The organism is Serratia rubidaea, assembly GCF_016026735.1.
Lineage (GTDB): Bacteria > Pseudomonadota > Gammaproteobacteria > Enterobacterales > Enterobacteriaceae > Serratia_B > Serratia_B rubidaea.
In genome coordinates this window covers 2852464-2874736 of the sequence record NZ_CP065640.1, presented here as the reverse complement: position 1 = coordinate 2874736, position 22273 = coordinate 2852464, and the positions used below count along the sequence as shown (strand labels likewise).

The window sequence follows — 22273 nt, the reverse complement described above, 5'->3', positions numbered from 1 at the left end:
CCGGGGCGGCAGCAGGGTCGCTAGCGGCTCACCGGCAGCGACAGAATATCCTGGGTGCTGTGTATTTCAGCAAACACATCCGCCACGCCCGCCAGCGCGGCGCGCTGCAGCACCCGGTGATCCACCACACCGCCGGCGCCGTCGTCCAGATCGCGGGTTGCCGTAGCGTCCCCGGCGATCAACACGCTATAGCCGAGCGGCACCGCGTCGCGCGCGGTCGAGGAGACGCACATATGGGTCATCAGGCCGGCAACCAGCAGCGTCGTGACGCCTTGTTTTTTCAGCTGAGCATCCAGGTCGGTAGCGACAAACGCGCTGGGCGTCGCTTTCTCGATCACCGCGTCCTGCGCGGTAGGCTGCAGCTCCCGATGAAACTCGGCATACACCGACCCTGCGGCAAACAGCGGTCCCCCTTTCGCCCCGACGTGGCGGACAAAATAGACCGGCATGCGGTGCTTATGGGCAAAATCAACCAGCTTTTTGCTGTTTTCCAGCACCGCGCGGCCGTCGGGAATCACCATCTTGCCGCGGAATCCTTTGCCCGCATAATACTCATTCTGAATATCGATCACGATCAGCGCGGTTTTACCGGCGGAGAGCGCCGTGGTGGGCTGTGCGCCCGACTGCGCGCGGATAGTTTTCGTATTGACCGGCTGCGTGTCCTGCGCCATCGTGCTGCTGCCCATCATGGCGACCAGCAACGCGGCAGGGAAAAGCGTTTTCATGGTTATATCCTGTACGAGTGAGTGAGGAGGCGATTATTTCCTACCTCGCGCCCGCACAGGAGTATCCGGCATGACCAAATACGGTACTTTCGGGCCAAAAACGCACCGTGCCTCAGTGCACGACCGGCGGCGACGCATTCCCCACCGACTGCACCAGCGCGGCCATCGTTTCCGCCTGCTCGTCCAGCACCTGGCTGGCGGCGGCCACCTCAGACACCAACGCGGCGTTCTGCTGGGTGACCTGTTCGAGCTGGTTCAGCGCCTGCTGGATTTGCGACACCCCGAGCGTCTGCTCCTGGGCGGCGTGAGCGATATCGCTGACGTACTGCCGCATCTGCCCGGTATTGCCCACCGCCGCCTGCAGCGCGCTGTTTGAGTCGGCCACCCGCGCCACCCCTTCGCCGATCTGCTCCATATTCTGGCCGACCAGCGCGCGGATGCGGTTGGCCTCCTGCGTGCAGCGCTGCGACAAATTACGCACCTCGGCGGCAACCACGGCAAAGCCCCGCCCCAGCTCGCCGGCGCGGGCGGCCTCCACCGCCGCGTTCAGCGCCAGCAGGTTGGTCTGAAATGAAATATCGTCAATCGAACTGACGATATGCGCAATCTGCTCGCTGGAGGCGCGGATCGCCACCATGCTCTGGCTGGCGTCATCGGCGATGCGGCTGGCCTCCTGCACCTCATGCGTCATGGCGGTAATCAGCCGCTCCGCTTCACCGGCGTTGCTGGCGGTGTGGGCAATCGCGGTGGCGATCTGCTCCATACTCGCCGCCGTTTCCACGATCGACGCCGCCTGTTCATCGGTGCGCTGCGCCAGATCCTGATTGCCGGTGGCGATATCGCCGCTGGTGGCGCGCAGCGCCCCGGCGCCGACGTTGATCTGCTGAATAATCCGCTGGATATTGCCGATGGCCTGATTATAGGCCGCATTAAGCCGCGACAACTCATCGCTGCCCGGCACCTGCAGGCGCAGGGTAAAATCGCTTTCCATCCGCTGGATAGTGCTCAGCGTCCCCTCCAGATGGCGATGGAGGCGTCTGGCGACCACCAGGGCGATCGATACTGCGGCCGCCAGCGCCAGCGCCCCGATCAGCAAGAAGCGCTGCCAGTCGCCGCGCGCCTGCGCCGACAGCTGAGACACCGTATCCTGCAGCGCGCTGACGGCGCCGTTTTCCAGCTGGTGCAGCACGCCAATCCTCGCGGTCTGCGTGCTGAACCACTGCGTCGGGTCGACGCCGAATCCGCCGCGTTCGGCGCGGGCAAACGCGATATCGCGCAGCGTAAAGGCCGCCCGGGCCGCGGAAGCCTGTTGCGCGCTGTCCAGCGCCGCCGCCAGCGCCGGGCTGCTGAAACGCTGGGCGGCCGTCAGCCAGGCCGTCTGCCGGGCCACCACCGCGCTCAGGGCGCGATACTGGCCGTCGCCGAAGCGGTCGGCGGCAAAGACGCCGGCCAGCAGCGCCCGCTCCAGCCCGGCCTGCTCTTTCAGGTTCAGCAGGCTGTAGTAGGCCGCCAGTTCGCTCACCACCTCGCCGGACGACGACAGCTGGCTAAGCCCGCCGACAAAGCGCAGCCGATCGCTGATGGCGGCGGTGTAGACCGCCACCGCATCGGCGGCGTCAACGTTCAGCGCGCTGACCCGGGAGCGCATCGCGTCGAGCGCCTGCATGCGGCCGTTGAACGCGGTCAGCATCCGAGCGTTATCGTCCGCCGCCTGCCGATCGCCGGCCAGCGCGCGGCGAAACAGCGCCACCGCGCGGTCGGTCTGTTTACGCTGGGCCGCCAGTTCGTTGCTGAAGTTCTTCCCGCCGGACGCCAGCAGCCCCGCGCTCATGCCCCGCTCCTTCTGCAGCTCATCGATCACGCCGCCGGCGCTGCCGGCCAGCGCGATCAGCTGGCCCAGGCTGTCCATCTGCCGCTGGGTCTCAATGCGCGTGACCATGCCCGAGCCAACAAACCAGCACAGCGCCAGCAGCATCGGTAACAGCGCCACAAAGAGCTTCATCTTCATTGAAATGTGATTCATCCACGACATGGATGCTGACTCCTTTACCCATTTAACTTCATATAGAAGGGTTATCGGTGGGCAAACGGAGTTATTGACTGCAGACTGGGGGAATCTTGTCCGAGATCAAAAATAGCGCAAAGAAATGGCCGGACGCCGCAGACGGCGCCCGGTTAGCACACGGTAGGTTTAGTCGCGATCGAACACCGAACTGTGCAGCGCACGGTCCTGCTGGTGACGCTCCAGCGCCAGTTCGATCAGGGTGGTGATCAGCTGGCTGTAGCTCATGCCGCTGGCCGCCCACAGCTTCGGATACATGCTGATATTGGTAAAGCCGGGCAGCGTGTTGATTTCGTTGACGATCACCCGCTCATCTTCGGTGAGGAACACGTCGACGCGCGCCATGCCCAGACAATCCAGCGCGCGGAACGCCCGCAGCGCGACGTCGCGCACCTTATCGCTGGCCTGCTCGGAGATCGCCGCCGGCACCACCACCTGAGCGCCCTGCTCGTTAATGTATTTGGTGTCGTAGGAGTAGAATTCGTCGCTCAGCACAATTTCACCGCACAGGCTGGCCTGCGGCTGGTCGTTGCCCAGCACCGCGCACTCAATCTCACGGCCGACAATCGCCGACTCCACCAGCACCTTGTGGTCGAAGCTGAACGCCAGCGCCACCGCCTGCTCATAGCCTGCCGGGTCGCTGACCCGGCTGACGCCGACGGAAGAACCCTGGTTGGCCGGCTTGATAAACAGCGGCGACCCCAGCTGCGCGCTCAGCTGCTCAAAACTGTGCTGCGCGCGGTTGCTGCGCGTCAGGGTGACGAACGGCGCCACCTCCAGTCCGGCGTCGCGCAGCAGGCGTTTGGTGACGTCTTTATCCATGCTGACCGCCGAGCCAAGCACGCCGGCGCCGACAAACGGGATGTTCGCCATCCGCAGCAGCCCCTGCAGCGAACCGTCCTCCCCCAGCGTGCCGTGTACGATCGGGAACACCACGTCGAGCTGGCCGATAACGTTGGCGCTGTCGGCCTCAATCAGCTGGCTGCTCTCCTGCCCCGGCACCAGCGCCACGTTTTTATTCGAGTGGTTCAGAGCGATCAGCGCCGGGTTTTCCGCATGCAGCAGGTAGTTGGAGGCATCGTTAATATGCCACTGCCCCTGCTTGTCGATGCCCAGCAGCGTGACGTCAAACTTCTCTTTGTCGATGGCATCGACAATGTTTTTTGCCGACTGCAGCGAAACCTCATGCTCCGCCGATTTACCACCAAAAATTACGCCAACACGTCGTTTAGTCACGCCTGAAATCCTTCTGAAAAAGTAATGCAAACAAGTCAATTATTACAATAAACGCATTGCACAGCCGCGGCAATCGCCGTTTTGCAGAAAATTCCGAGCATTAACGCCCGCCCTTTGCTCTGCCACAGATCGCCAAACGAAATGAATATGAACCATATACACTTCATATCGTCTTTAACCTTAAGGAGCAGCACGATGGGCATTGTGAAAATCTCCGACGTCTTGCACGACGATCTGCGGCTCGCCAGCCTGACCATGACGCGCTCCATTAACGCGCAGGCCGAGTACTGGATCAAAATCGGCATGCTGGCGGAGTTCCACCCGGAACTGACCTACCCGCAGCTGGTAAAAAAAATGATGAAAGAGCAGGCGTTAACGCTGAAGGAGATGGTTGAGTGAAACAGATTGTGATTAAAACGCCGGCGGAGATCGCCAAAATGCGCCACGCCGGTTCGCTATTGGCCAAGGTGTTCGCCATGCTCGACGGCGTGATCCGCGAGGGCATCTCCACCATGGAGATCAATGACCGCGCCGAGGCCTTTATCGTCGAAGAACTCCAGTCGCGGCCGGCCAGCAAAGGACAGTATGACTTCCCTTACGTGCTGAACACCTCGATTGACGACGTGATCTGCCACGGCGTCCCCGCCGCCAGCAAAATCCTGCGCAGCGGCATGATCGTCAACGTCGATATTACGCTGGAAAACGGCGGCTATATCGCCGACTCCAGCAAGATGTACTGCATCGGCCAGACCACGCCGGTGGCCAAGCGGCTGGTGAACAACGTCTATGAATCCATGTGGGCGGGCATCCGCGCGGTGAAGCCGGGCGCAACGCTGGGGGATATCGGCCACGCCATTCAGCAGCACGCCGAACAGGCCGGCTACAGCGTGGTGCGTGAATACTGCGGCCACGGCATCGGCCGCGATATGCATGAGGAGCCGGCGGTGCTGCACTACGGCCAGCCGGGCAGCGGCATGACCCTGCAGGAAGGCATGGTGTTTACCATCGAGCCGATGATCAATCAGGGCGACCGGCGCATCAAGCAGAAAAAAGACGGCTGGACGGTGGTCACCCGCGATAAAAAGCTGTCCGCCCAGTGGGAGCATACCGTGGCGGTGACCGGCGACGGGGTGGAAATTCTGACGCTGCGCGACGAAGAGCGCGAAAACGGTTATCTCGAGTGCTATAAAGGGAGGTGATTTTTCACCGTTTGCCGCCCCGCCGGCGGCAACCTTAACCTGACAGGGAGATCGGCATGACGCACAGCGCCCGCAGTGACCAGCAGGCATTTATCAGTCAGTTGAAACAGATCGTCGGCGGCGCGCAGCTGCTGACCGATGCGCGCAGCACCGAACGCTACCGCAAGGGCTTCCGCTCCGGCGAGGGCCAGGCGCTGGCGGTGGTGTTCCCGACCCGCCTGCTGCAGCTGTGGCAGGTGCTGCAGGCATGCGTCGCGGCCGATAAGGTGGTGATTATGCAGGCCGCCAACACCGGCCTGACCGAAGGCTCCACCCCCAGCGGCGACGACTACGGGCGCGACGTGGTGATTATCAGTACGCTGCGCCTTGACCATATTCAGGTGCTCGATCAGGGCAAACAGGTGGTGGCCTTCCCCGGCAGCACCCTGAACCATCTGGAAAAACGCCTGAAGCCTTACGACCGCGAGCCGCATTCGGTGATCGGCTCCTCCTGTATCGGCGCGTCGGTGATCGGCGGCGTGTGCAACAACTCCGGCGGTTCGCTGGTCAAGCGCGGCCCGGCCTATACCGAACTGGCGCTGTACGCCCGGCTGGACGCCGACGGCCAGCTGCGCCTGGTCAACCATCTCGGCATTCAGCTGGGCGACACGCCGGAGGAGATCCTCACCCGGCTGGAACAGGGCGACTACCGGCCGGAAGACGTCGAATACGGCGAGCTGCGCGCCTCTGACAATGAGTACGCCGCGCGGGTGCGCGACGTTGACGCCGACACCCCTTCCCGCTTCAACGCCGACAAGCGTCGGCTGTATGAGGCTTCCGGCTGCGCCGGCAAGCTGGCGGTGTTCGCCGTGCGCCTCGACACCTTCGAAAAAGAGAGCCGCGAGCAGGTGTTTTACATCGGCACCAACAGCACCGCGGTGCTGACCGAACTGCGCCGCCACATGCTGAGCCGCTTTGAGAACCTGCCGGTGGCCGGCGAATATATGCACCGCGATATCTTCGACATCGCCGAAGTGTACGGCAAAGACACCTTCCTGATGATCGATAAACTCGGCACCGATCAGATGCCGCGTTTCTTCACCCTGAAGGGCAAGATGGACGCCACCTTTAACAAGCTGCCGCTGCTGCCGCACAACCTGACCGACCGGGTGATGCAGGGGCTGAGCCATCTGACCCCCAGCCATTTGCCCAAGCGCATCAAGGAATACCGCGAGCGCTTTGAGCACCACCTGCTGCTGAAAATGGCCGGCGACGGCACCGATGAAGCCTACGCCTACCTGAAGCAATACTTTGCCGAGGCGGACGGCGACTTCTTCGTCTGCAGCGCGGAGGAAGGAAAGAAAGCCTTCCTGCACCGCTTTGCCGCCGCCGGCGCCGCCGTGCGCTACCATGCGGTGCACGCCGACAAGGTGGAGGATATTCTGGCGCTGGACATCGCCCTGCGCCGTAACGACAGCGACTGGTTTGAAACCCTGCCGCCGGAGATCGACAGCCAGCTGGTGCATAAGCTCTACTACGGCCACTTTATGTGCCACGTGTTCCATCAGGACTACGTGGTGAAAAAAGGCGTCGACTGCCACCGGCTGAAACAACAGATGCTGGCGCTGCTGGACCAGCGCGGCGCGGAGTATCCCGCCGAGCACAACGTCGGCCACCTGTACCAGGCGAAACCCGACCTGCAGGCGTTTTACCGCCAGGCCGACCCGACCAACAGTTTTAACCCCGGCCTCGGCAAAACCAGCAAGCTGAAAAACTGGGGCGAGCAGCAGCCGTAGCCGCTGCTTAAGGCGGCGACGTGGTTTCCTAAGCCATCAAACCAACGTCGCCGCTCCGCCGGTAACGCCGCCTCAGGGTTGATGGCAGGATTTTATCTACTGGCTGAATAGCGTTATTAGCTATACATTCAAAGAAAATAATTAATAAAAAAACTGGGTTCATAACTAACAAAATAATCACAAAAGCCGCCTCCCCGCATAAAAAACCATTACCCCATTCGCTCAATCGCTTCCGCCTTATCATAAAAGCCCAAAAAACCTCAGCACACCTCATTTCTGCTCAAAGAGAGAACACAATCGCTGAATCACGAGGCAAACCCGATATGTTAGAAAGCGCACGCATTACGGAAAACATAGTTAAACATTAATTTCATATAAGTTCGGACAGGACGTTGCTTATATACAGGCGTGGAATTACCACACCTGTATTTATCCGCACGATAACAACAGATATTGAGGAACGGTTTAGCTGCCACACTCGAGCAGTGAAATATTCTGTATACCCATCCCATCCGGCTGATGATAAGAAAAGGACCAATCATGAGCGATGATAAACATCAAAAAAACCACGAGAATAAACGCGGAGGCAATGACGACTCCTCACTGTACACCTACCTTGGTGATGGGAAATTCAAATTTAAATCTCAGACCAAAGTCTGTTATCTGAAGCCGCTGAATGCGCTCGGTTGGTCATGGGTGATGGATCGGAACGACGGGCAAGGCGTCGCGGCCTGCTTCGCCAGCGAAGCAGAAAAACGAGCTGCGGTGGCAAAGCTTTCCGGCATGCTGCCTGCGCCGGAGTATACGGAAAAGGAGGCGCAAACGGCCTCCTCGCTGCTGGCAGAAGCCGGCGCGCTGGCACTGAACCGGGTATCCGGCGCCATGCAACTGTCGGTCGCCGGAGAAGGCGTGGCGACGCTGGCCGGAGAAGCCGCCAGCGCGCTGAGCGCCGCGCTTTCCCGAGTGGCGGCATTGCTGACAGCCAGCGTAACCGGCCCGGTGGCCGCTTCCGCCTCTGCGTTATTGTTCTCTTCCAGCGTCGGTGAAGGCAGCGATAAAGTACCAGGACGTGACGTTCCCGCGTTGTTCAGCTACCCGGCCAGCGCGATGCTGCCCAGAGAGTACCGTCTGCAGCCCGGCACTGAAACGGTCGATTTACCGGTGCGCGCCTCGCTGGCGGTGAAAAATGGACAGTTGGCGCTCAGCCTGCTGAAAACCGGCTCCGGCGAAGTTCCCAAAGCCGTCCAGGTGCTGACAGCGGTGCGGGACGAGGCCAGCGGGCTGGATAAAATCACGGTGCCGGCCGTCGCAGGAGCCCCGGCTCAGACCATTTTGATTAACCCGGCGCCCGCTAAACCAACCGCGCCGTCAAATACCGGCAATTCGTCGCCGGCGCCGGTGACGCCGGTGCACACCGGAACAACGGTGACGCCGGTAGATAACATTGCCACCACTCCCCCCGTGCCTACGCTGGACGGGTGTAGGGACTTTATCTACTGGCAGCCAAATGCAAAGGGCACCGGGGTGGAGCCGGTGTATGTGGTACTAAGCAGCCCACGTGATATGCCAGGAAAAGTTAGCGGCAATGGGCAACAAGTGGGCGACGGTTGGCTGAATAAGGCTGGTCAAGAGTTAGGGGCGCCGATTCCTAGTCAGATAGCGGACAAATTGCGCGGCCGTGAGTTTGTGAATTTTGGTGCGTTTCGTAAGGCATTCTGGACTGAGGTTGGGAAAGATCATGAGCTAAACAAACAGTTCAAGTCAGGTAATCTAGGTAATATTCAAGCAGGAAAAGCACCGGCCACCAGAGATAAAGAACAGGTCGGAGGGCGTGTTAAATATGAGTTACACCACATGAAGCCGATTAAAAACAACGGGGAAGTGTATAATGTTGACAATATTAGTGTAACGACTCCGAAACGCCATATTGAGATTCACAGAGAGGTGAAATAAGATGGGGAAAAAGAGAATTTCTGATTATACCGAGGCCGAGTTTTTGGCATTCGTGGAAAAGCTCTTCAATGTAAAAAACACAACGGAAGAAGAGGATATAAAGAACATTATCGAGTTCAAACGGCTCTGTGAACATCCATCAGGATCTGATCTTATCTATTACCCAGACGATAGCAGAGAAGATAGTCCGGAAGGGGTTGTAAAAGAGGTCAAAGAATGGCGCGCAAAAAACGGTAAACCGGGTTTCAAAAAAGGATAAGCAAGTCAGGACTCCTTTATGATTTTGGAGTAATAACATCCAGCAAACGAGGGCTGGCTGGGCTCCAATGTATAATAATACACTGATTAAGTGGTATACCATCAGTACCCAAACGCCATAATACCGATCAAAAGAACCATCATCGGCATTTTGATTATTGCTCAAAGCCCGACAAACTCACGTTTGCCGGGCTTTCTCATTGGCGGCGTTCTTCGCCCGGCGGCTTAGCGCAGTTCCAGCTGCGTCATTACCGCGGCGATATCGCCGCAGGCTTCGGACGACAGCGGCTGCAGCGGACGCGGCAGGCAGTCGATATCGCTCAGCCCGAGGATGCCGGCGGCGGCGGCCATCACGCGGATGCTGCCGTGCCGGCGGAACAGCTGCCACAGCGGCTCCAGGCGCGCAATCAGCTCGCTGACGCGCCCGCCGTCCCCAGCCCGCACGGCGTCGACAATCTGTCTGGCGCAGTGCGGGAACAGGCCGCCGCACACCGAATACCACACCTCACAGCCGCCGTTCAGCCCGCGTCCGGCAAACTCATCGCCGCTGACGCCGATAGCGACCTCTGCCGGCAATATCTCCCGCAGGCGCTGCATGCGCGCCGGCTCCAGCCGTACGCCGGGCATTTTCACCGACTGCACGCCCGGCAGGGCGGCGACGCGCGCCAGCAGCTCATCGGAAAACTCAAAGCCGGTGGTGCGCGGGTTGTTATACACGCACAGCGGCACGGAGCTATGGCGCGTCACGGTTTCATACTGCGCGAAGACTTCGTCGTCCGTCAGCGGCTGATAGCACAAGACCGGCAGCAGCAGCGCATCGGCGCCCGCCGTCTGCGCGTCGTCGGCCAGCTGCAGAATCTGCTCCGTACCGTAAGCGCCGACGCCGATCATCAGCGGAATGCCGCCGGCATGCTGCGCCGCCAGTTCAGCGACGCGTTTTTTCTGCGCGCGCGTCAGGTAGGCGAAGCTGCCGGTAGAGCCTAATACGCCCAGAGAATCAACCCCGGCCTCGGTCAGCCGGGCCAGAATATTCGCCAACCCTTGTTCGTCGATCCCCGCGGCGGTCACCGGGGTCAGCGGAAAAGCGCTCAAACCTGTAAACATCGCTTACTCCTTAAATGTGATAGTTGCCGCACCACGCATCATTGAAGATTGCAAAAGCCGCCTAAACACCTTAGTGTTACCAAAGTACTTGTCAATTATCAGGGCATCTAATGCGCGATTTCACACACGTCACCGACCCAACTTCAGCGACCGCTTCGGCCGGTGAAGTGCCGTGTGCCGCCATCGCCCCTCCTGCCCTGTCATCTGTCGTGGTAGCCGTCGTCGCTACCGTGGTTTCGCCGCCGCACGCCGTGGTTGTGCGTTAAAACCACTTTCCCGTTAATTCTCCGGACACTATTCACGCGCGCAGGCGCAGGCCATCGCGCGCGCCGGAGCCCGTAATGTTCACGACAGGTGACATCACATGCGAGTTATTTCCCAATCAGCCAATGCCGCTCTGGCTACGCTGTTCGTGCTGCTGTGGAGCAGCGGCGCCATTTTTTCCCGCTGGGGACTGGAGCACGCCTCCGCCCTGGTATTTTTATTCTTCCGCTGCGCCATCGCGCTGGCGCTGCTGACGGCAATCGGCCTGTGGCAGCGACGCCTGCTGCCCGACCCCGGCAGCCGCTGGCGCGTGGCGCTGATCGGCCTGCTGATGATCGGCGGCTATCAGATCGCCTATCTGCTGGCGCTGGAATGGGGCATCACCCCCGGCGTTCTGGCAACGCTGCTCGGCGTACAGCCGATTATCACCCAGTTCGTCACCGAACGGCGCTGCGGCGGGCTGCGCGGGCTGGGGCTGCTGCTGGCGCTCGGCGGCCTGACGCTGGTGGTGTATCAGAGCATCCGGGTGGCGCACTTCTCACCGCTCGGCATCGTCTGCGCCTTTATCGCGCTCGGCTGCATGACCCTCGGCACCCTGCTGCAAAAAGGCATGCAGCAGCCGCCGCTGGCGGTGCTGCCGCTGCAGTACGGCGTCGGGCTGCTGGTATGCGCGCTGGCGATGCCGTTTGCGCCGCTGCACGTCGCATGGCGGCCGGGCTTTATCCTGCCGCTGCTGTGGATGGCGGTGGTGATCTCCGTACTGGCCACCTTCCTGCTCTACCGGCTGATCCAGCGCGGTAATCTGGTGCAGGTCACCAGCCTGTTTTACCTGATCCCGGCAATCACCGCCCTGCTGGATTATCTGCTGCTCGGCCACCGGCTGGCGGCGCTGAGCCTGCTCGGCATGGCCGGCATCGTGCTCGGCGTGATGCTGGTGTTCCGCAGGGCGTAACACGCAAAAACCCCCTCGGCCGGACGGCGCGAGGGGGTTCATCACAGGGTTACGACGTCAGAACAGCCAGGAGCCGTAGCCCCACAGCAGCACCGTCAGCCCCAGCAGCAGCTCAAGCAGCAGGATGCCGATGGCGAAGGTGGAGCTGGAGAACAGGAAGCCTTCCTGACTGTCGATATTCAGGAAGTGCGGGATGCCGAGGTACAGCAGATAGCCGGAATAGCACAGGCCAATCACCCCGACGAACAGGCACAGCCATACCACCGGATACAGCGCCACAATGCCGCTGAGGAACATCGGCGTGGCGATATAGCCGGCAAACACCATACAGCGGTGCAGACTCGGCCGCGCCTCATAACGCCGCGCCATCCAGTGGATCACCTTGCCCATCACCGCGACGCCCGCCAGAATCAGCAGGTAGAAGGCCGCGGCGGTGTACAGCGCGGTCGGCATATCCAGCCGGATCGCGTGCCCCGCGCCGGACAGCCAGCCCAGCTGTGTGGTGCCGATAAAGGCGCACACCACCGGGATCAGCGCCATCAGCAAAACGTGGTGAGTATAGAGATGCGAGACGCTTTCGTTCTCGCGCTTGATTTCTTTGAACTCGGTGCTGGGATGCGCCAACAGCCCCCAAACATGATTGATCATGAGACACCTCCTCATCTCGCCGTCGGCCGCGCCCGGCGGGAATCACACTCCTCTGACGAACCGCGCGTCCGTATGAGGGTTGCGGCCACGGGGCTCTCCCCCTGCCATTTATTATAGTCTTTGGGTGAAAAAACGTTCGCCATCGCAGCGCAGAGAGGGTTTACTCTATCATCACGCTGTTATCCTGCCGCCCCGCTGCGGCCGGTGGGATAATCAATCCGAAAGGAAGGAGCACGCCCATGACCGCAAAACTTCGCACCCGCCAGAGCGGCCTGGCGGATATCACCTACGGCGACAACGTCCTGGTGGTCGAGCCCTGCAACCTGTACGGCTGCACCCTGGGGGATGAGGTGTTCGTCGGCCCCTTTGTCGAGATACAAAAAAACGTCACCGTCGGCGCCCGCAGCAAAATTCAGTCGCACAGCTTTCTCTGCGAATACGTGACGCTGGGGGAGGAGTGCTTTATCGGCCACGGCGTGATGTTCGCCAATGACCGCTTTCAGAGCGGCGCCCCCGACGCCGACCCGGCGAGCTGGGGCCATACGCACATCGGCAACCGGGTGTCGATCGGCTCCGGCGCCACCATTTTGCCGGTGCGCATCTGCGACGGCGCGGTGATCGGCGCCGGCGCCGTGGTCACCCGTGATATCACCCGCAAAGGCATTTACGCCGGCAACCCTGCCCGGCTACTGAGGGAGCTGCCCTGATGAATGCAGTCCGCATTGAACGCATCACCGATCTGCCCGCCGGCTATCTGGAAAACAATGACTTCACCTTTTACGTCGAATGCTATGCGCAGCCCGCCTTCGGCACGCCGGTCGAACGCTGGCCCACCCAGCCGGTGGCGCCGTATCGCAAACATTATCCGCTGGCGCCCTTTATCAACGACGAAGGGGATACCTTTCTGGCGCGGCGCGACGGCGTGGCGGTCGGCCATATCACGCTGAGTAAAAACTGGAACGACTACACCCTGATTGAAGAGGTGGCGGTCAGCCGCAGCGCGCGACGCCACGGCATCGGCAGCGCGCTGCTGGACGCCGCGCAGCAGTGGGCGCGCGAACGCGATACCGCCGGGCTGATGCTGGAAACCCAGAACAACAATCTGGCCGCCTGCCGCTGCTATCAGCGCTACGGCTTTACCCTCGGCGGCATCGACCATCTGTTGTACCGCGGCCAGCCGGATATTGCCGATCATGAAATCGCGCTATTCTGGTATCTGCCGTTCAATAACGAGGTCGGTTATTAAACGGCTATCATCGGCGCACGGTTTCACTGTGGTTTAGCCTGCGCCCGCTAACGTAAAAACCACGTTTCTTTCCATCAACCACACCGCCAACGGAGGGGGAAAAATGAGCAAGGTCGCTCCATGGTTGTTAATGACCGTATTAACCGGCTGTGCCGGCACGCCGGACGGCGGCGGTACTCCGCCGCATCCGTCACACCCTGCGGAAACCCAAGTGAATATTGACGATACCACTTCAGCCCGGCTGCAGCGCCTGCTGGCGCTGCGCCAATCAACGCCGGCGCCGGACGACGGCGCCGTTATCGACCTGTTGTCCCGGCAGTTTCTCGACGTGCCCTACGTCGCCAATATGCTGGTTGGCGACGCCGCCACGCCGGAACGGCTGACGATCGATTTTCGCGGTCTGGACTGCTTCACCTATCTGGATTACGTCGAGGCGCTGCGCCATGCCGATGATCAGGCGCAGTTTGTCCAGCGCCTGATCGCCACCCGCTACCGCAACGGCGAAGTCAGCTTCCTGACCCGCAAACACTTCTTCAGCGACTGGGCCTCTCAGCCGGCCGTCAGCGCCGACGACATCACCACCGACATCAGCCCGCACGCCGTCACGCTAAGCAAAGAGCTGAACCGCAATGCCGACGGCGGCCAGTATCTGCCGGGGCTGCCGAACGTCACGCGCCGCATCAGCTATATTCCCAGCGAATACGTTGACGCCCAGCTGCTCGGCCGGCTGCGCACCGGCGATTATATCGGCATCTACACCAATCTGGCGGGGCTGGACGTGACCCACGTCGGCATCTATATCATGACGCCGAGCGGGCCGGTGTTACGCAACGCCTCCTCCCGCAAGGAGAACCGCCGGGTCGTGGATTCGCCGTTTATCGACTACATCAGCAGCGCGCCGGGCATTGTGGTGTTGCGTCCGCGCTGAGCGGTTATATTTTATCATTCCTTGTGCTAAAGCCGGGTTTGACTTCCTGCGGCGTCTGCGGTTATCTGTTGGCTAAAACCAACTGATTTTATTGTTGTTTCAGGGAGTCATCGATGGCAATTCACCGGCGTTACGCCGTACTGGCGGCGGCCCTGACGGCCATGCTGCTGTTGGCGGGCTGCGATCGGCAGGACGATCGCCACCATATCAAGGTCGGCGTGATTAACGGCGCCGAGCAGGACGTGGCGGAGGTGGCGAAACGGGTCGCCAAAGAGAAGTATGGCCTGGAGGTCGAGCTGTTCGGCTTCAGCGGTTCCCTGCTGCCCAACGACGCCACCGATAAGGGCGAGCTGGACGCCAACGTCTTCCAGCACCGGCCGTTCCTGGCGCAGCAGAACAAGGACCGTGGCTACCACCTGACGGCGGTCGGCAACACCTTTGTTTTCCCGATTGCCGGCTACTCGAAAAAGGTTAAATCGGTCAAACAGCTGCGGGACGGCGCGGTGATCGCCATTCCCAACGATCCGACCAACCTGGGACGCGCGCTGCTGCTGCTGCAGAAAACCGGGTTGATTACGTTAAAACCCGGCAAAGGGCTGCTGCCCACCGCGCTGGATATCCGCGCCAACCCGCACAACTACCGCATTATCGAGCTGGAAGGCGCGCAGCTGCCGCAGGTGCTGGACGATCCGAGCGTCGACGTGGCGATTATCAGCACCACCTACATCAACCAGACCGGGCTGACCCCCACCAAAGACAGCATCTTTATTGAAGATAAGGATTCGCCGTACGTGAATATCGTGGTGGCGCGCGAAGACAATAAGGACGCGCCCAAAGTGCAGGAATTCCTTCACGCCTATCAGTCGGACGAAGTCGCGGCAGCGGCAGAGAAAATCTTTAACGGCGGCGCCGTTAAAGGCTGGTAAAGCACCCGCCGTCCAGGCCGCGCCGGCGCGGCCCCCTCCTGCTCTCTGCGTAAAAAACGTCGTGCCCCCTCTTGACCCTCACGCCGCGTCAGGCTTTAGTCTCTTTGCTCGCACAAGGGAGGAACACACTATGTTATTGAAAGTCGGCGAACTGGCACGCCGTTCCGGCATTACCGTTCGTACACTGCATTACTACGACAGCATTGGTTTGCTGGTCCCTTCTGCGCGCTCCGACGCCGGCTACCGGTTGTATAACCGGGCCGATATCGCCCGTCTGCATCATATCCAGGCGCTACGCCGCATGGGAGTGACGCTGGCCGAGGTCGGGGCGATTCTGGAACGTTCGGATCTGGCGCTGCCAACGGTGCTTGAGCGCCAGATTGCCATGCTGAACCAGCAACTGGCGCAAATCACCGCGCTGCGCGATCGCCTGCAGACGATGCAGCTGCAATTGACGGCGGGCGATGAGCCGGATCTGAACGACTGGCTGACAACGTTGGAGTTAATGACCATGTACGATAAATATTTCACCGCCGATGAACTGGCGCAGCTGCCGTTTTATCAGGCCGATACGCAACGCCAGCAAGAATGGGCGGTAATGGTGCAGCAAGTGCGTGAACTGATGGCTAATGGCACACCGGTCCAGGATCCGCTGGCGCAGCGCATCGCGCGCCGCTGGATGCTGACTCTGGAGCGCGACACCGCCGGCAATCCGGCGTTTCTCACGCGTCTGAACGCCATGCACGCCGATGAGCCGTCAATGCGTGAACAGACCGGCATCACGCCGGCCATGACCGACTATATCACCCGGGCATTCGCCGAAACCAAGCTGGCAATTTATCAGAAATACCTGTCCGAAGAGGAGTATGCCTATGTCCGCAAACACTATTTCGACCGCATGCAGGAGTGGCCGGCGCTGATCGCCCGCCTCCAATCGGCCCTCAACGACGGCATTGCGCCGGACAGCGCACATGCCCGGCAAGTGGCCGCCGACTGGTTGGTGCTGTTCCGCTCTTACGCCGGTGATAATCCGGCGACGCAGATGAAAATCCGCCAGGCGATGGAGCAGGAACCCACGTTGAGCGAAGGCACCTGGCTGACGCCGCCGCTGCTGGAGTATCTGCGCGAGGCGGTCGCCAATCTGATGCGCGATCGCTAGGCAACATGCACCCCGTCACCCGGCGATATCCACCAGCCGGGTGACGCCCGCCACGTTCGCGTAACACTCAAGCAGAAATGCCATGACCGCGGCAATCGCCGGCGTGTGGCGCATATCATCGTGCACCGTCAGCCAGATTTCGCGCGTCAGCGCCTGCTGCGGCGCCAGCCGTTGCAGCCCGCCGTCCTGCTGCGCCAGAAAATGCGGCAGCAGCGCCACCCCGGCGCCGCCGCGCGCCGCCGCGGCCTGCACCAGCAAATCATTGCTGCACATCACCAGCGGCCGCGCGCCGGCCTGCTCCAGCAGCCACTGCTGCTGCATTGACGACGCCATCTCCTGGTGATAACCGATAAAGCCGCGCTCGTCCTCAGGCGTGTCCGCCAGATAGTCCGCCGCCGCATACAGACCAAACTCCACCGTGCCGATTTTGCGCGCCACTACCTCACTTTCGCTGGCGCGGCTCAGCCGGACGGCGATATCCGCTTCGCCGCGCAGCAGCGAGGCATGGGCGGTGGCGGCCAGCAGGTTAAGGCGCAGCGCCGGATACTGCCGCCGCAGCGCCCCCAGACGTGGTGCAATCAGCCCTTGTGCCATCGCCGGCGGCACGCTGAGGTTTACCGTGCCGGCAACGCCCTGCCGGCCGCCGTGCGCCGCGCGATCGACGGCAAATGCCGCCAGCGTCATGCCGTCGCCCTGAGCGGCAATGCGCTTGCCGTCTTCGGTCAGCGTATAGCTGCGCGGACGGCGATCCACCAGCTTCAGCGCCAACGCCGCTTCCAGGCTGGCGATGCGTCGCGCTACCGTCGCATGATCGACCTGCAGCCGGCGGGCGGCGCCGGACAGCGATCGTTCCGCCGCAAACGTTAAAAAGTAATGCAAATCTTCCCAGTTAAACATGGGCATTTTTTCACCTTAACCTTGCATGTTTACCGAATTCTACCTGAAGCAAAGCGAGCGCAAACTGTTTTCCATCTTTTATCACCCACGGAATAACCGTTATGAACAAATCGCTGACGCTGGCCTATCTGGGCATCATCATCGCCACCTTCTTCTGGGGCACCAACTTCAATGCCGGCGCATATATCGTCGCCCATCAGCCGCCGATCACCGCCTCGCTTGAGCGCTTTGCCATCGCCACGCTGGTGATGCTGACCGTCTTCGGCCTGCGCGGCCAGCTGCGGCTGAGCACGCTGAGAAATAACTGGCCGGCGTATCTTGGACTGGGGCTGCTGGGCTTTACGCTGTTTAATCTGTGCACCTTCTTCGGCCTGCAGTCCACCACACCGGTCAACGGCGCGCTGATCCTCGCCACCACGCCGCTGTGGACGCTGGTGTTCGGCCTGATCTGGCAGCATGAAAAACTGAGCTGGCCGCGCGCCGCCGGGCTGCTGTGCGGCCTGACCGGCGTGGTTCTGGTGATCACTCAGGGCGATATACAGATTCTGCTGCGGCTCAACGTCAGCCGCGGCGACGGCATTATTTTGCTCGGCAGCCTCGCCTGGGCGCTGAATATGGTCGGCACCAGACGCTGGGTGCATAACGCCACGCCGGTTGAAACCACCAGCTACTCCATGCTGTTCGGCACGCTGGCGCTGCTGCCGCTCGCCTTTTACTTCGAAACGCCGTGGCGCAACCTCACCGATAGCGCGCTGAGCGTACACGCCGCGGTGCTGTATCTGGCGCTGTGCGGCTCGCTGCTGGCCTACCTGCTGTGGTTTAACGGTCTGGCGCAGGTCGGCGCGGTGCGCACCGCGATTTTCTTTAATCTGGCGCCGGTGTTTACCCTGCTGGTATCCACGCTGACCGGCCACGCGCCGAACGGCTGGCAGCTGGGCGGCGCGGTTTGGGTCATTCTCGGCGTGTTGCTGACGTCCGGCGTGCTGAACCCGCTGTGGCAGCGACGGGTTAACGCGGCGTCACATCTCGGCGAAGGGTAACGGGCGCCATCGCGCCGGGGAGGTAAGCGGCGGAGCGCGGACGCGCCCCGCCGATCGGGTCAGGCTTTAAAACGTGCGCGTACCGCGCCGATGGTCGACACCAGCAACAACACCACGCCGCCGGCGATAAAGCCGAACACCACGTTCAGCAGCGAAGGCACGATGCCCCGCAGGATCTGGTCCATCGTCGGCGCTACCGCAATGTGCGCCGCCCAGTCTTCAAACAGGTGATGCACCGCCGGCAGGCCGTGGGTCAGAATGCCGCCCCCCACCATAAACATGGCGATGGTGCCGACAATCGACAGCGTTTTCATCAGGTACGGCGCGGCGCTGACAATGCCGCTGCCGATGCTGCGCGCCAGCGCGCTGCTCTTACGGCTTAAATACAGCCCCAGATCGTCCAGCTTGACGATGCCGGCCACAATGCCGTACACGCCGATGGTCATCACTACGGCGATGCCGCACAGCACGATCAGCTGCTGGGTAAAGCTGGCGCCGGCCACCGTGCCCAGGGTAATGGCGATGATTTCCGCGGACAGCACGAAGTCGGTACGCACCGCGCCCTTTACCTTGCGCTTTTCATAGGCCGCGACGTCTTCATTCGGATTCAGCGCTTCACGCTGCTCCTCCTGTTCTTCCTGCTTCGGCTTGTGCGTCAGGCTGTGGAATACTTTCTCAAAGCCTTCATAGCACAGATACGCGCCGCCAATCATCAGCAGCGGCGTGATGGCCCAGGGCGCAAAGGTGCCGATCAGCAGCGCCAGCGGCACCAGAATCGCCTTGTTGATCAACGAGCCTTTCGCCACGTTCCACACCACCGGCAGTTCCCGGTCGGCCTTAACGCCGGTCACCTGCTGCGCATTCAGCGCCAGGTCGTCCCCCAATACCCCGGCGGTCTTCTTCGCCGCCATTTTGCTCATCAGCGAGACATCGTCCAACAGTGAAGCGATGTCATCAATCAGGGTCAGTAAGCTACTTCCAGCCAATGTGAGTTATCCTTTTGCTACGGAAAATAATACGCGCATCGCTCCCCCGGCATGGCCGCTGAATCATTAATGGGAGTGATGACTTACAGATAATAGCCGATAAGTCGGCGCGGTGTACGGAAAGGTAACAACAGCGCCCGCCGCCGCAGCGACGGGCGGGCGGGTTATTCGGCGTCGTTATTCGCCAGGCGGGCGTCTTTCTGCCGGCGGTAGTCGCGGGCGGCGGCGGGCACCGGCACCACTTTGCCGGTCTCAATCCAGGTGCGCAGCCGGCTGGCGTCGGCAAAGTGGGTATATTTGCCGAAGGCGTCCAGCACCACCAGCGATACCGAACGGTTGCCGATCATGGTGCGCATCGCCAGACAGTGTCCGGCCTGATTGGTAAAGCCGGTCTTGGTCAGCTGGATATTCCACTTTTTGTTGTAGACCAGATGGTTGGTATTGCGGAACGGCAGGCTGTAGTTCGGATCCTTAAAGGTCGCGGTGCTCTCGGCGGTGGTGCTCAGCTGGCCGATCAGCGGGTAGCGCTTGGTGGCCAGCAGCAGCTTGGTCAGGTCGCGGGCGGTGGAAACGTTATGGATCGACAGCCCGGTAGGTTCCACATAGCGGGTGTGCGTCATGCCCAGCGCCTTGGCCTTGGCGTTCATCGCCCGGATAAAGGCATCGTAGCCGCCCGGATAGTGGTGCGCCAGGCTGGCGGCGGCGCGGTTTTCCGACGACATCAGCGCCAGCAGCAGCATCTCTTTACGGCTGATTTCGCTGTTCAGCCGCACCCGCGAATAGACCCCCTTCATTTCCGGCGTCTGATGAATATCCACCTTCAGCATTTCATCGAGCGGCAGGTGCGCGTCCAGCGTCACCATCGCCGTCATCAGTTTGGTGATCGAGGCGATCGGCACCACTTCATCCGGGTTGCGGGCGTAAAGCACTTTATGATTTTGCATATCCACCACCATGGCGCTGCCGGAAGCCAGTTCAGGCTGTGTGGCGTGCAGCGAGGCGGTGTTTTCGCTGGCCAGCGCCTGCGGCGCCAGTCCCGCGCCGGCCTGCAGGGCCAGCAAAGTCAGTACCAAAACTCGGATTTTCACATGTATTACTCTGTTGCTGAATTGAGGGATGATAAGAAAAAACTGCCGGAAAGTATAAGGGAGGCGTCTGAAGTTGGCACCGTGATTCTTAACGCCCATTTGTGACAAATTCTGTCGGGGAAAGCCTGCGGTAAACCGCGGGTGCAGCGGCGCTCACGCCCGCGGTCTGGCCGGCTTTACAGCGCCGGCTGCGGCAACGGCTGCAGCCCCGCCGCGCCAGCTTCGGCCGGGGCGAGTATACTTGGTCTGTGATAATCATAAGATAAGGAATCACCATGACCGATCTGGCCCACTATATTACGGATTATGGTTACTGGGCGCTGTTTATCGGCTGTCTGGCCGAGGGGGAAACCATCACCATCCTCGGCGGCATTGCGGCGCACGAGGGGCTGCTGCATCTGCCCTGGGTGATGGCGGTGGTGGCGCTCGGCGGCACGCTGGGGGATCAGCTGCTGTACTTTGCCGGCCGACGCTTCGGCGGCCGGGCCATCGCCCGGCTAAAAAGCCAGCGACAGCGCATTAACCGCGCCAAACGGCTGATCGCCCGCCATCCGATGCTTTTTGTCATTGGCGTGCGCTTTATGTACGGCTTCCGGATTATTGGCCCGGTGCTGATCGGCGCCAGCCGGCTGCCGCCTTCGCGCTTTGTGCCGCTGAACATTCTCGGCGCGCTGCTGTGGTCAGCGATCTTCGTGCTGCTGGGGTATTTCGGCGGTCAGGCGCTGGAGCGCGTGATTAACGGCGTTCATAATAAACTGTTCGCCGTCCTGGTGCTGGCCGCCGTTATCGCCGCGCTGTGGCTGGCTCGCCGCTGGCGGCGCCAACGATAACCAAGAAAATAGGCAAGGCATTATTTCTGCTGCATCAGCGCCACCAGTTCGCGCGCGGCTTTCTGCAGCGGCTGGTTTTTCAGCCAGATCAGATGCATCGGCAGGCGCAGTTCATTTTTGGTGTTTTTAAACGTCAGCCGGGTCAGCCGCCCCTGCGCCAGCAGCGGCGCAATCAGCGACTGCGGGAAATTGCCCCACCCCAGCCCGGCCTCCACCATATTCAGCGCCGTCTGCAGGCTGTCGGTGCGCCAGTAGGTTTCCGCCACCCGCGGCCGCAGATCGGCCATCGGCAGATCCCGGCTGGCGACCACGATCTGACGCACGTTGACCAGATCCTCCAGAAACAGCCGCTCGCCGCCCTGCGCCAGCGCCGCATGCTGCGACGACAGCGTGGCGATCAGCGACTCGCTGCCGACAAAATGAAACTGTTCCCGAATATTGACGTTCAGCCCGCCGAACGCCAGGCAAACGCTCACCCGCCCCTGATGCAGCAGATGCAGCGCCTCGTCCTGCGGCGCGCTCAGCAGTTCAACATTCAACAGCGGATAGCGCTCGGACAGGGTTTTCACCGCCGCCAGCAGCTTTTCCGTATTGATGTCCGACGCCACGCCGATCGACAGCGTGCTCTCCAGCCCCTGGGACAGCTCGATGGCGTGAATCTGCAGCTGTTTCAGCTGATCGGCGATCTGGCGCGCGTGCGGCGCCAACGCCAGCGCCATGGCGGTCGGCGTCGGCTCGCGGTGCGAACGGTCAAACAGCTGAAAGCCCAGTTCGGCCTCCATATTGGCAATCCCCATGCTGACCGCTGAAGGCACGCGCCGCAGCGCGCGCGCGGCGGCGGAAAACGAGCCGCGCTCCAACACCGCCAGAAACAGCTCAATATTGTCGCTGGTGAAATTCATACTCATTACCTGTCAGCAAAACTGACAGCTCCTGACTTTTTCTATCAATACCATTGACGTTATCTTAGCCGCCGATACGCCGGGCGTCACCCCGG

At 61.2% G+C, this 22273-nt stretch carries 22 protein-coding genes; 13 read left to right on the top strand and 9 right to left on the bottom strand.

The annotated features are described in order from the left end of the window. Window positions 1-20: 20 nt before the first annotated feature. The 3 genes from I6G83_RS13455 to ddlA all read right to left on the bottom strand — a co-directional run bounded on the left by I6G83_RS13455 (window position 21) and on the right by ddlA (window position 4023). Window positions 21-725: a cysteine hydrolase family protein gene (locus tag I6G83_RS13455; protein WP_054307554.1), complete on the bottom strand. Its 705-nt coding sequence runs from the start codon at window positions 723-725 to the stop codon at window positions 21-23. A 112-nt stretch (window positions 726-837) separates the two neighbouring features. Beyond that, on the bottom strand, window positions 838-2757 hold the full coding sequence (locus I6G83_RS13450; RefSeq protein ID WP_054307553.1) for a methyl-accepting chemotaxis protein: 1920 nt from the start codon (window positions 2755-2757) through the stop codon (window positions 838-840). 159 nt (window positions 2758-2916) lie between these two features. Next, entirely contained in the window at window positions 2917-4023 is a 1107-nt protein-coding gene (gene ddlA, locus I6G83_RS13445; protein ID WP_015671442.1) for a D-alanine--D-alanine ligase, read from the bottom strand. Between the two features lie 195 nt (window positions 4024-4218). On the opposite strand from ddlA, the gene I6G83_RS13440 reads away from it, so the two are divergent. From I6G83_RS13440 to I6G83_RS13420, 5 genes are all read left to right on the top strand, one after another. Next, complete coding sequence (locus I6G83_RS13440; RefSeq protein ID WP_054307552.1) at window positions 4219-4422, top strand: ParD-like family protein; 204 nt, start codon at window positions 4219-4221, stop codon at window positions 4420-4422. Next, the gene (gene map, locus I6G83_RS13435; protein WP_054307551.1) at window positions 4419-5222 is read left to right on the top strand and encodes a type I methionyl aminopeptidase; all 804 of its coding nucleotides are present in this window, start codon (window positions 4419-4421) and stop codon (window positions 5220-5222) included. Before I6G83_RS13440 ends, map begins: the two co-directional genes overlap by 4 nt. A 56-nt stretch (window positions 5223-5278) precedes the next feature. Next, the gene (gene dld / locus I6G83_RS13430) at window positions 5279-6997 is read left to right on the top strand and encodes a D-lactate dehydrogenase (RefSeq protein WP_054307550.1); all 1719 of its coding nucleotides are present in this window, start codon (window positions 5279-5281) and stop codon (window positions 6995-6997) included. Between the two features lie 540 nt (window positions 6998-7537). Beyond that, window positions 7538-8950: an S-type pyocin domain-containing protein gene (locus I6G83_RS13425; protein ID WP_054307549.1), complete on the top strand. Its 1413-nt coding sequence runs from the start codon at window positions 7538-7540 to the stop codon at window positions 8948-8950. Window position 8951: 1 nt separating this feature from the next. Next, complete coding sequence (locus I6G83_RS13420) at window positions 8952-9209, top strand: bacteriocin immunity protein (RefSeq protein WP_054307548.1); 258 nt, start codon at window positions 8952-8954, stop codon at window positions 9207-9209. A gap of 224 nt (window positions 9210-9433) precedes the next feature. Here I6G83_RS13420 and I6G83_RS13415 read toward each other — a convergent pair whose 3' ends face one another. Further along, window positions 9434-10312: a dihydrodipicolinate synthase family protein gene (locus I6G83_RS13415; protein ID WP_054307881.1), complete on the bottom strand. Its 879-nt coding sequence runs from the start codon at window positions 10310-10312 to the stop codon at window positions 9434-9436. Window positions 10313-10676: 364 nt separating this feature from the next. Here I6G83_RS13415 and I6G83_RS13410 point away from each other — a divergent pair, with 364 nt between their 5' ends. Further along, window positions 10677-11528, top strand: coding sequence for a DMT family transporter (locus I6G83_RS13410; protein ID WP_054307880.1), 852 nt, complete (start codon window positions 10677-10679; stop codon window positions 11526-11528). Between the two features lie 57 nt (window positions 11529-11585). Here the strand turns inward: I6G83_RS13410 and I6G83_RS13405 are convergent, their stop codons facing one another. Beyond that, complete coding sequence (locus I6G83_RS13405; RefSeq protein WP_072186192.1) at window positions 11586-12176, bottom strand: Yip1 family protein; 591 nt, start codon at window positions 12174-12176, stop codon at window positions 11586-11588. A gap of 239 nt (window positions 12177-12415) precedes the next feature. On the opposite strand from I6G83_RS13405, the gene I6G83_RS13400 reads away from it, so the two are divergent. The 5 genes from I6G83_RS13400 to I6G83_RS13380 all read left to right on the top strand — a co-directional run bounded on the left by I6G83_RS13400 (window position 12416) and on the right by I6G83_RS13380 (window position 16435). After that, the gene (locus I6G83_RS13400; protein ID WP_054307879.1) at window positions 12416-12883 is read left to right on the top strand and encodes an acyltransferase; all 468 of its coding nucleotides are present in this window, start codon (window positions 12416-12418) and stop codon (window positions 12881-12883) included. Continuing rightward, entirely contained in the window at window positions 12883-13422 is a 540-nt protein-coding gene (locus I6G83_RS13395) for a GNAT family N-acetyltransferase (protein ID WP_054307878.1), read from the top strand. The genes I6G83_RS13400 and I6G83_RS13395 overlap by 1 nt, the downstream gene beginning before the upstream one ends. A 103-nt stretch (window positions 13423-13525) precedes the next feature. Next, a complete protein-coding gene (locus tag I6G83_RS13390) occupies window positions 13526-14350 on the top strand; it encodes a DUF1460 domain-containing protein (RefSeq protein ID WP_062779021.1) in 825 nt (274 codons plus the stop codon). Between the two features lie 113 nt (window positions 14351-14463). Beyond that, entirely contained in the window at window positions 14464-15276 is an 813-nt protein-coding gene (locus tag I6G83_RS13385; RefSeq protein WP_054307876.1) for a MetQ/NlpA family lipoprotein, read from the top strand. Between the two features lie 130 nt (window positions 15277-15406). After that, window positions 15407-16435, top strand: a complete 1029-nt coding sequence (locus tag I6G83_RS13380) for a MerR family transcriptional regulator (protein WP_054305975.1) — start codon at window positions 15407-15409, stop codon at window positions 16433-16435. 15 nt (window positions 16436-16450) lie between these two features. Here the strand turns inward: I6G83_RS13380 and I6G83_RS13375 are convergent, their stop codons facing one another. Further along, window positions 16451-17338: a LysR family transcriptional regulator gene (locus I6G83_RS13375; RefSeq protein WP_232238915.1), complete on the bottom strand. Its 888-nt coding sequence runs from the start codon at window positions 17336-17338 to the stop codon at window positions 16451-16453. 95 nt (window positions 17339-17433) lie between these two features. On the opposite strand from I6G83_RS13375, the gene I6G83_RS13370 reads away from it, so the two are divergent. Next, the gene (locus tag I6G83_RS13370; RefSeq protein WP_054305973.1) at window positions 17434-18372 is read left to right on the top strand and encodes a DMT family transporter; all 939 of its coding nucleotides are present in this window, start codon (window positions 17434-17436) and stop codon (window positions 18370-18372) included. 59 nt (window positions 18373-18431) lie between these two features. Here I6G83_RS13370 and I6G83_RS13365 read toward each other — a convergent pair whose 3' ends face one another. Continuing rightward, window positions 18432-19358 carry a DUF808 domain-containing protein gene (locus I6G83_RS13365; RefSeq protein ID WP_054305972.1) on the bottom strand — a complete coding sequence of 309 codons (927 nt, stop codon included), beginning with the start codon at window positions 19356-19358 and terminating at the stop codon, window positions 18432-18434. A gap of 164 nt (window positions 19359-19522) precedes the next feature. After that, window positions 19523-20392 (bottom strand): D-alanyl-D-alanine endopeptidase, encoded by an 870-nt coding sequence (pbpG, locus tag I6G83_RS13360; RefSeq protein ID WP_408015229.1) that lies wholly within the window; start codon window positions 20390-20392, stop codon window positions 19523-19525. A gap of 329 nt (window positions 20393-20721) precedes the next feature. Here pbpG and I6G83_RS13355 point away from each other — a divergent pair, with 329 nt between their 5' ends. Next, the gene (locus I6G83_RS13355; RefSeq protein WP_054305971.1) at window positions 20722-21276 is read left to right on the top strand and encodes a DedA family protein; all 555 of its coding nucleotides are present in this window, start codon (window positions 20722-20724) and stop codon (window positions 21274-21276) included. A 20-nt stretch (window positions 21277-21296) separates the two neighbouring features. On the opposite strand, the gene I6G83_RS13350 is transcribed toward I6G83_RS13355, so the two are convergent. Further along, entirely contained in the window at window positions 21297-22178 is an 882-nt protein-coding gene (locus I6G83_RS13350; protein WP_054305970.1) for a LysR family transcriptional regulator, read from the bottom strand. Window positions 22179-22273: the final 95 nt, after the last annotated feature.

Excerpts from the sequence above, each read along its gene's own strand:
- I6G83_RS13400 (WP_054307879.1), top strand. The coding sequence starts at position 12,416 with ATGACCGCAAAACTTCGCACCCGCCAGAGCGGCCTGGCGGATATCACC.
- I6G83_RS13350 (WP_054305970.1), bottom strand. The coding sequence starts at position 22,178 with ATGAATTTCACCAGCGACAATATTGAGCTGTTTCTGGCGGTGTTGGAG.
- I6G83_RS13385 (WP_054307876.1), top strand. The coding sequence starts at position 14,464 with ATGGCAATTCACCGGCGTTACGCCGTACTGGCGGCGGCCCTGACGGCC.
- I6G83_RS13455 (WP_054307554.1), bottom strand. The coding sequence starts at position 725 with ATGAAAACGCTTTTCCCTGCCGCGTTGCTGGTCGCCATGATGGGCAGC.
- I6G83_RS13420 (WP_054307548.1), top strand. The coding sequence starts at position 8,952 with ATGGGGAAAAAGAGAATTTCTGATTATACCGAGGCCGAGTTTTTGGCA.
- I6G83_RS13405 (WP_072186192.1), bottom strand. The coding sequence starts at position 12,176 with ATGATCAATCATGTTTGGGGGCTGTTGGCGCATCCCAGCACCGAGTTC.
- dld (WP_054307550.1), top strand. The coding sequence starts at position 5,279 with ATGACGCACAGCGCCCGCAGTGACCAGCAGGCATTTATCAGTCAGTTG.
- I6G83_RS13425 (WP_054307549.1), top strand. The coding sequence starts at position 7,538 with ATGAGCGATGATAAACATCAAAAAAACCACGAGAATAAACGCGGAGGC.
- I6G83_RS13440 (WP_054307552.1), top strand. The coding sequence starts at position 4,219 with ATGGGCATTGTGAAAATCTCCGACGTCTTGCACGACGATCTGCGGCTC.
- I6G83_RS13355 (WP_054305971.1), top strand. The coding sequence starts at position 20,722 with ATGACCGATCTGGCCCACTATATTACGGATTATGGTTACTGGGCGCTG.
- I6G83_RS13375 (WP_232238915.1), bottom strand. The coding sequence starts at position 17,338 with ATGCCCATGTTTAACTGGGAAGATTTGCATTACTTTTTAACGTTTGCG.
- I6G83_RS13450 (WP_054307553.1), bottom strand. The coding sequence starts at position 2,757 with ATGTCGTGGATGAATCACATTTCAATGAAGATGAAGCTCTTTGTGGCG.
- I6G83_RS13370 (WP_054305973.1), top strand. The coding sequence starts at position 17,434 with ATGAACAAATCGCTGACGCTGGCCTATCTGGGCATCATCATCGCCACC.
- I6G83_RS13415 (WP_054307881.1), bottom strand. The coding sequence starts at position 10,312 with ATGTTTACAGGTTTGAGCGCTTTTCCGCTGACCCCGGTGACCGCCGCG.
- I6G83_RS13410 (WP_054307880.1), top strand. The coding sequence starts at position 10,677 with ATGCGAGTTATTTCCCAATCAGCCAATGCCGCTCTGGCTACGCTGTTC.
- I6G83_RS13380 (WP_054305975.1), top strand. The coding sequence starts at position 15,407 with ATGTTATTGAAAGTCGGCGAACTGGCACGCCGTTCCGGCATTACCGTT.
- I6G83_RS13390 (WP_062779021.1), top strand. The coding sequence starts at position 13,526 with ATGAGCAAGGTCGCTCCATGGTTGTTAATGACCGTATTAACCGGCTGT.
- I6G83_RS13395 (WP_054307878.1), top strand. The coding sequence starts at position 12,883 with ATGAATGCAGTCCGCATTGAACGCATCACCGATCTGCCCGCCGGCTAT.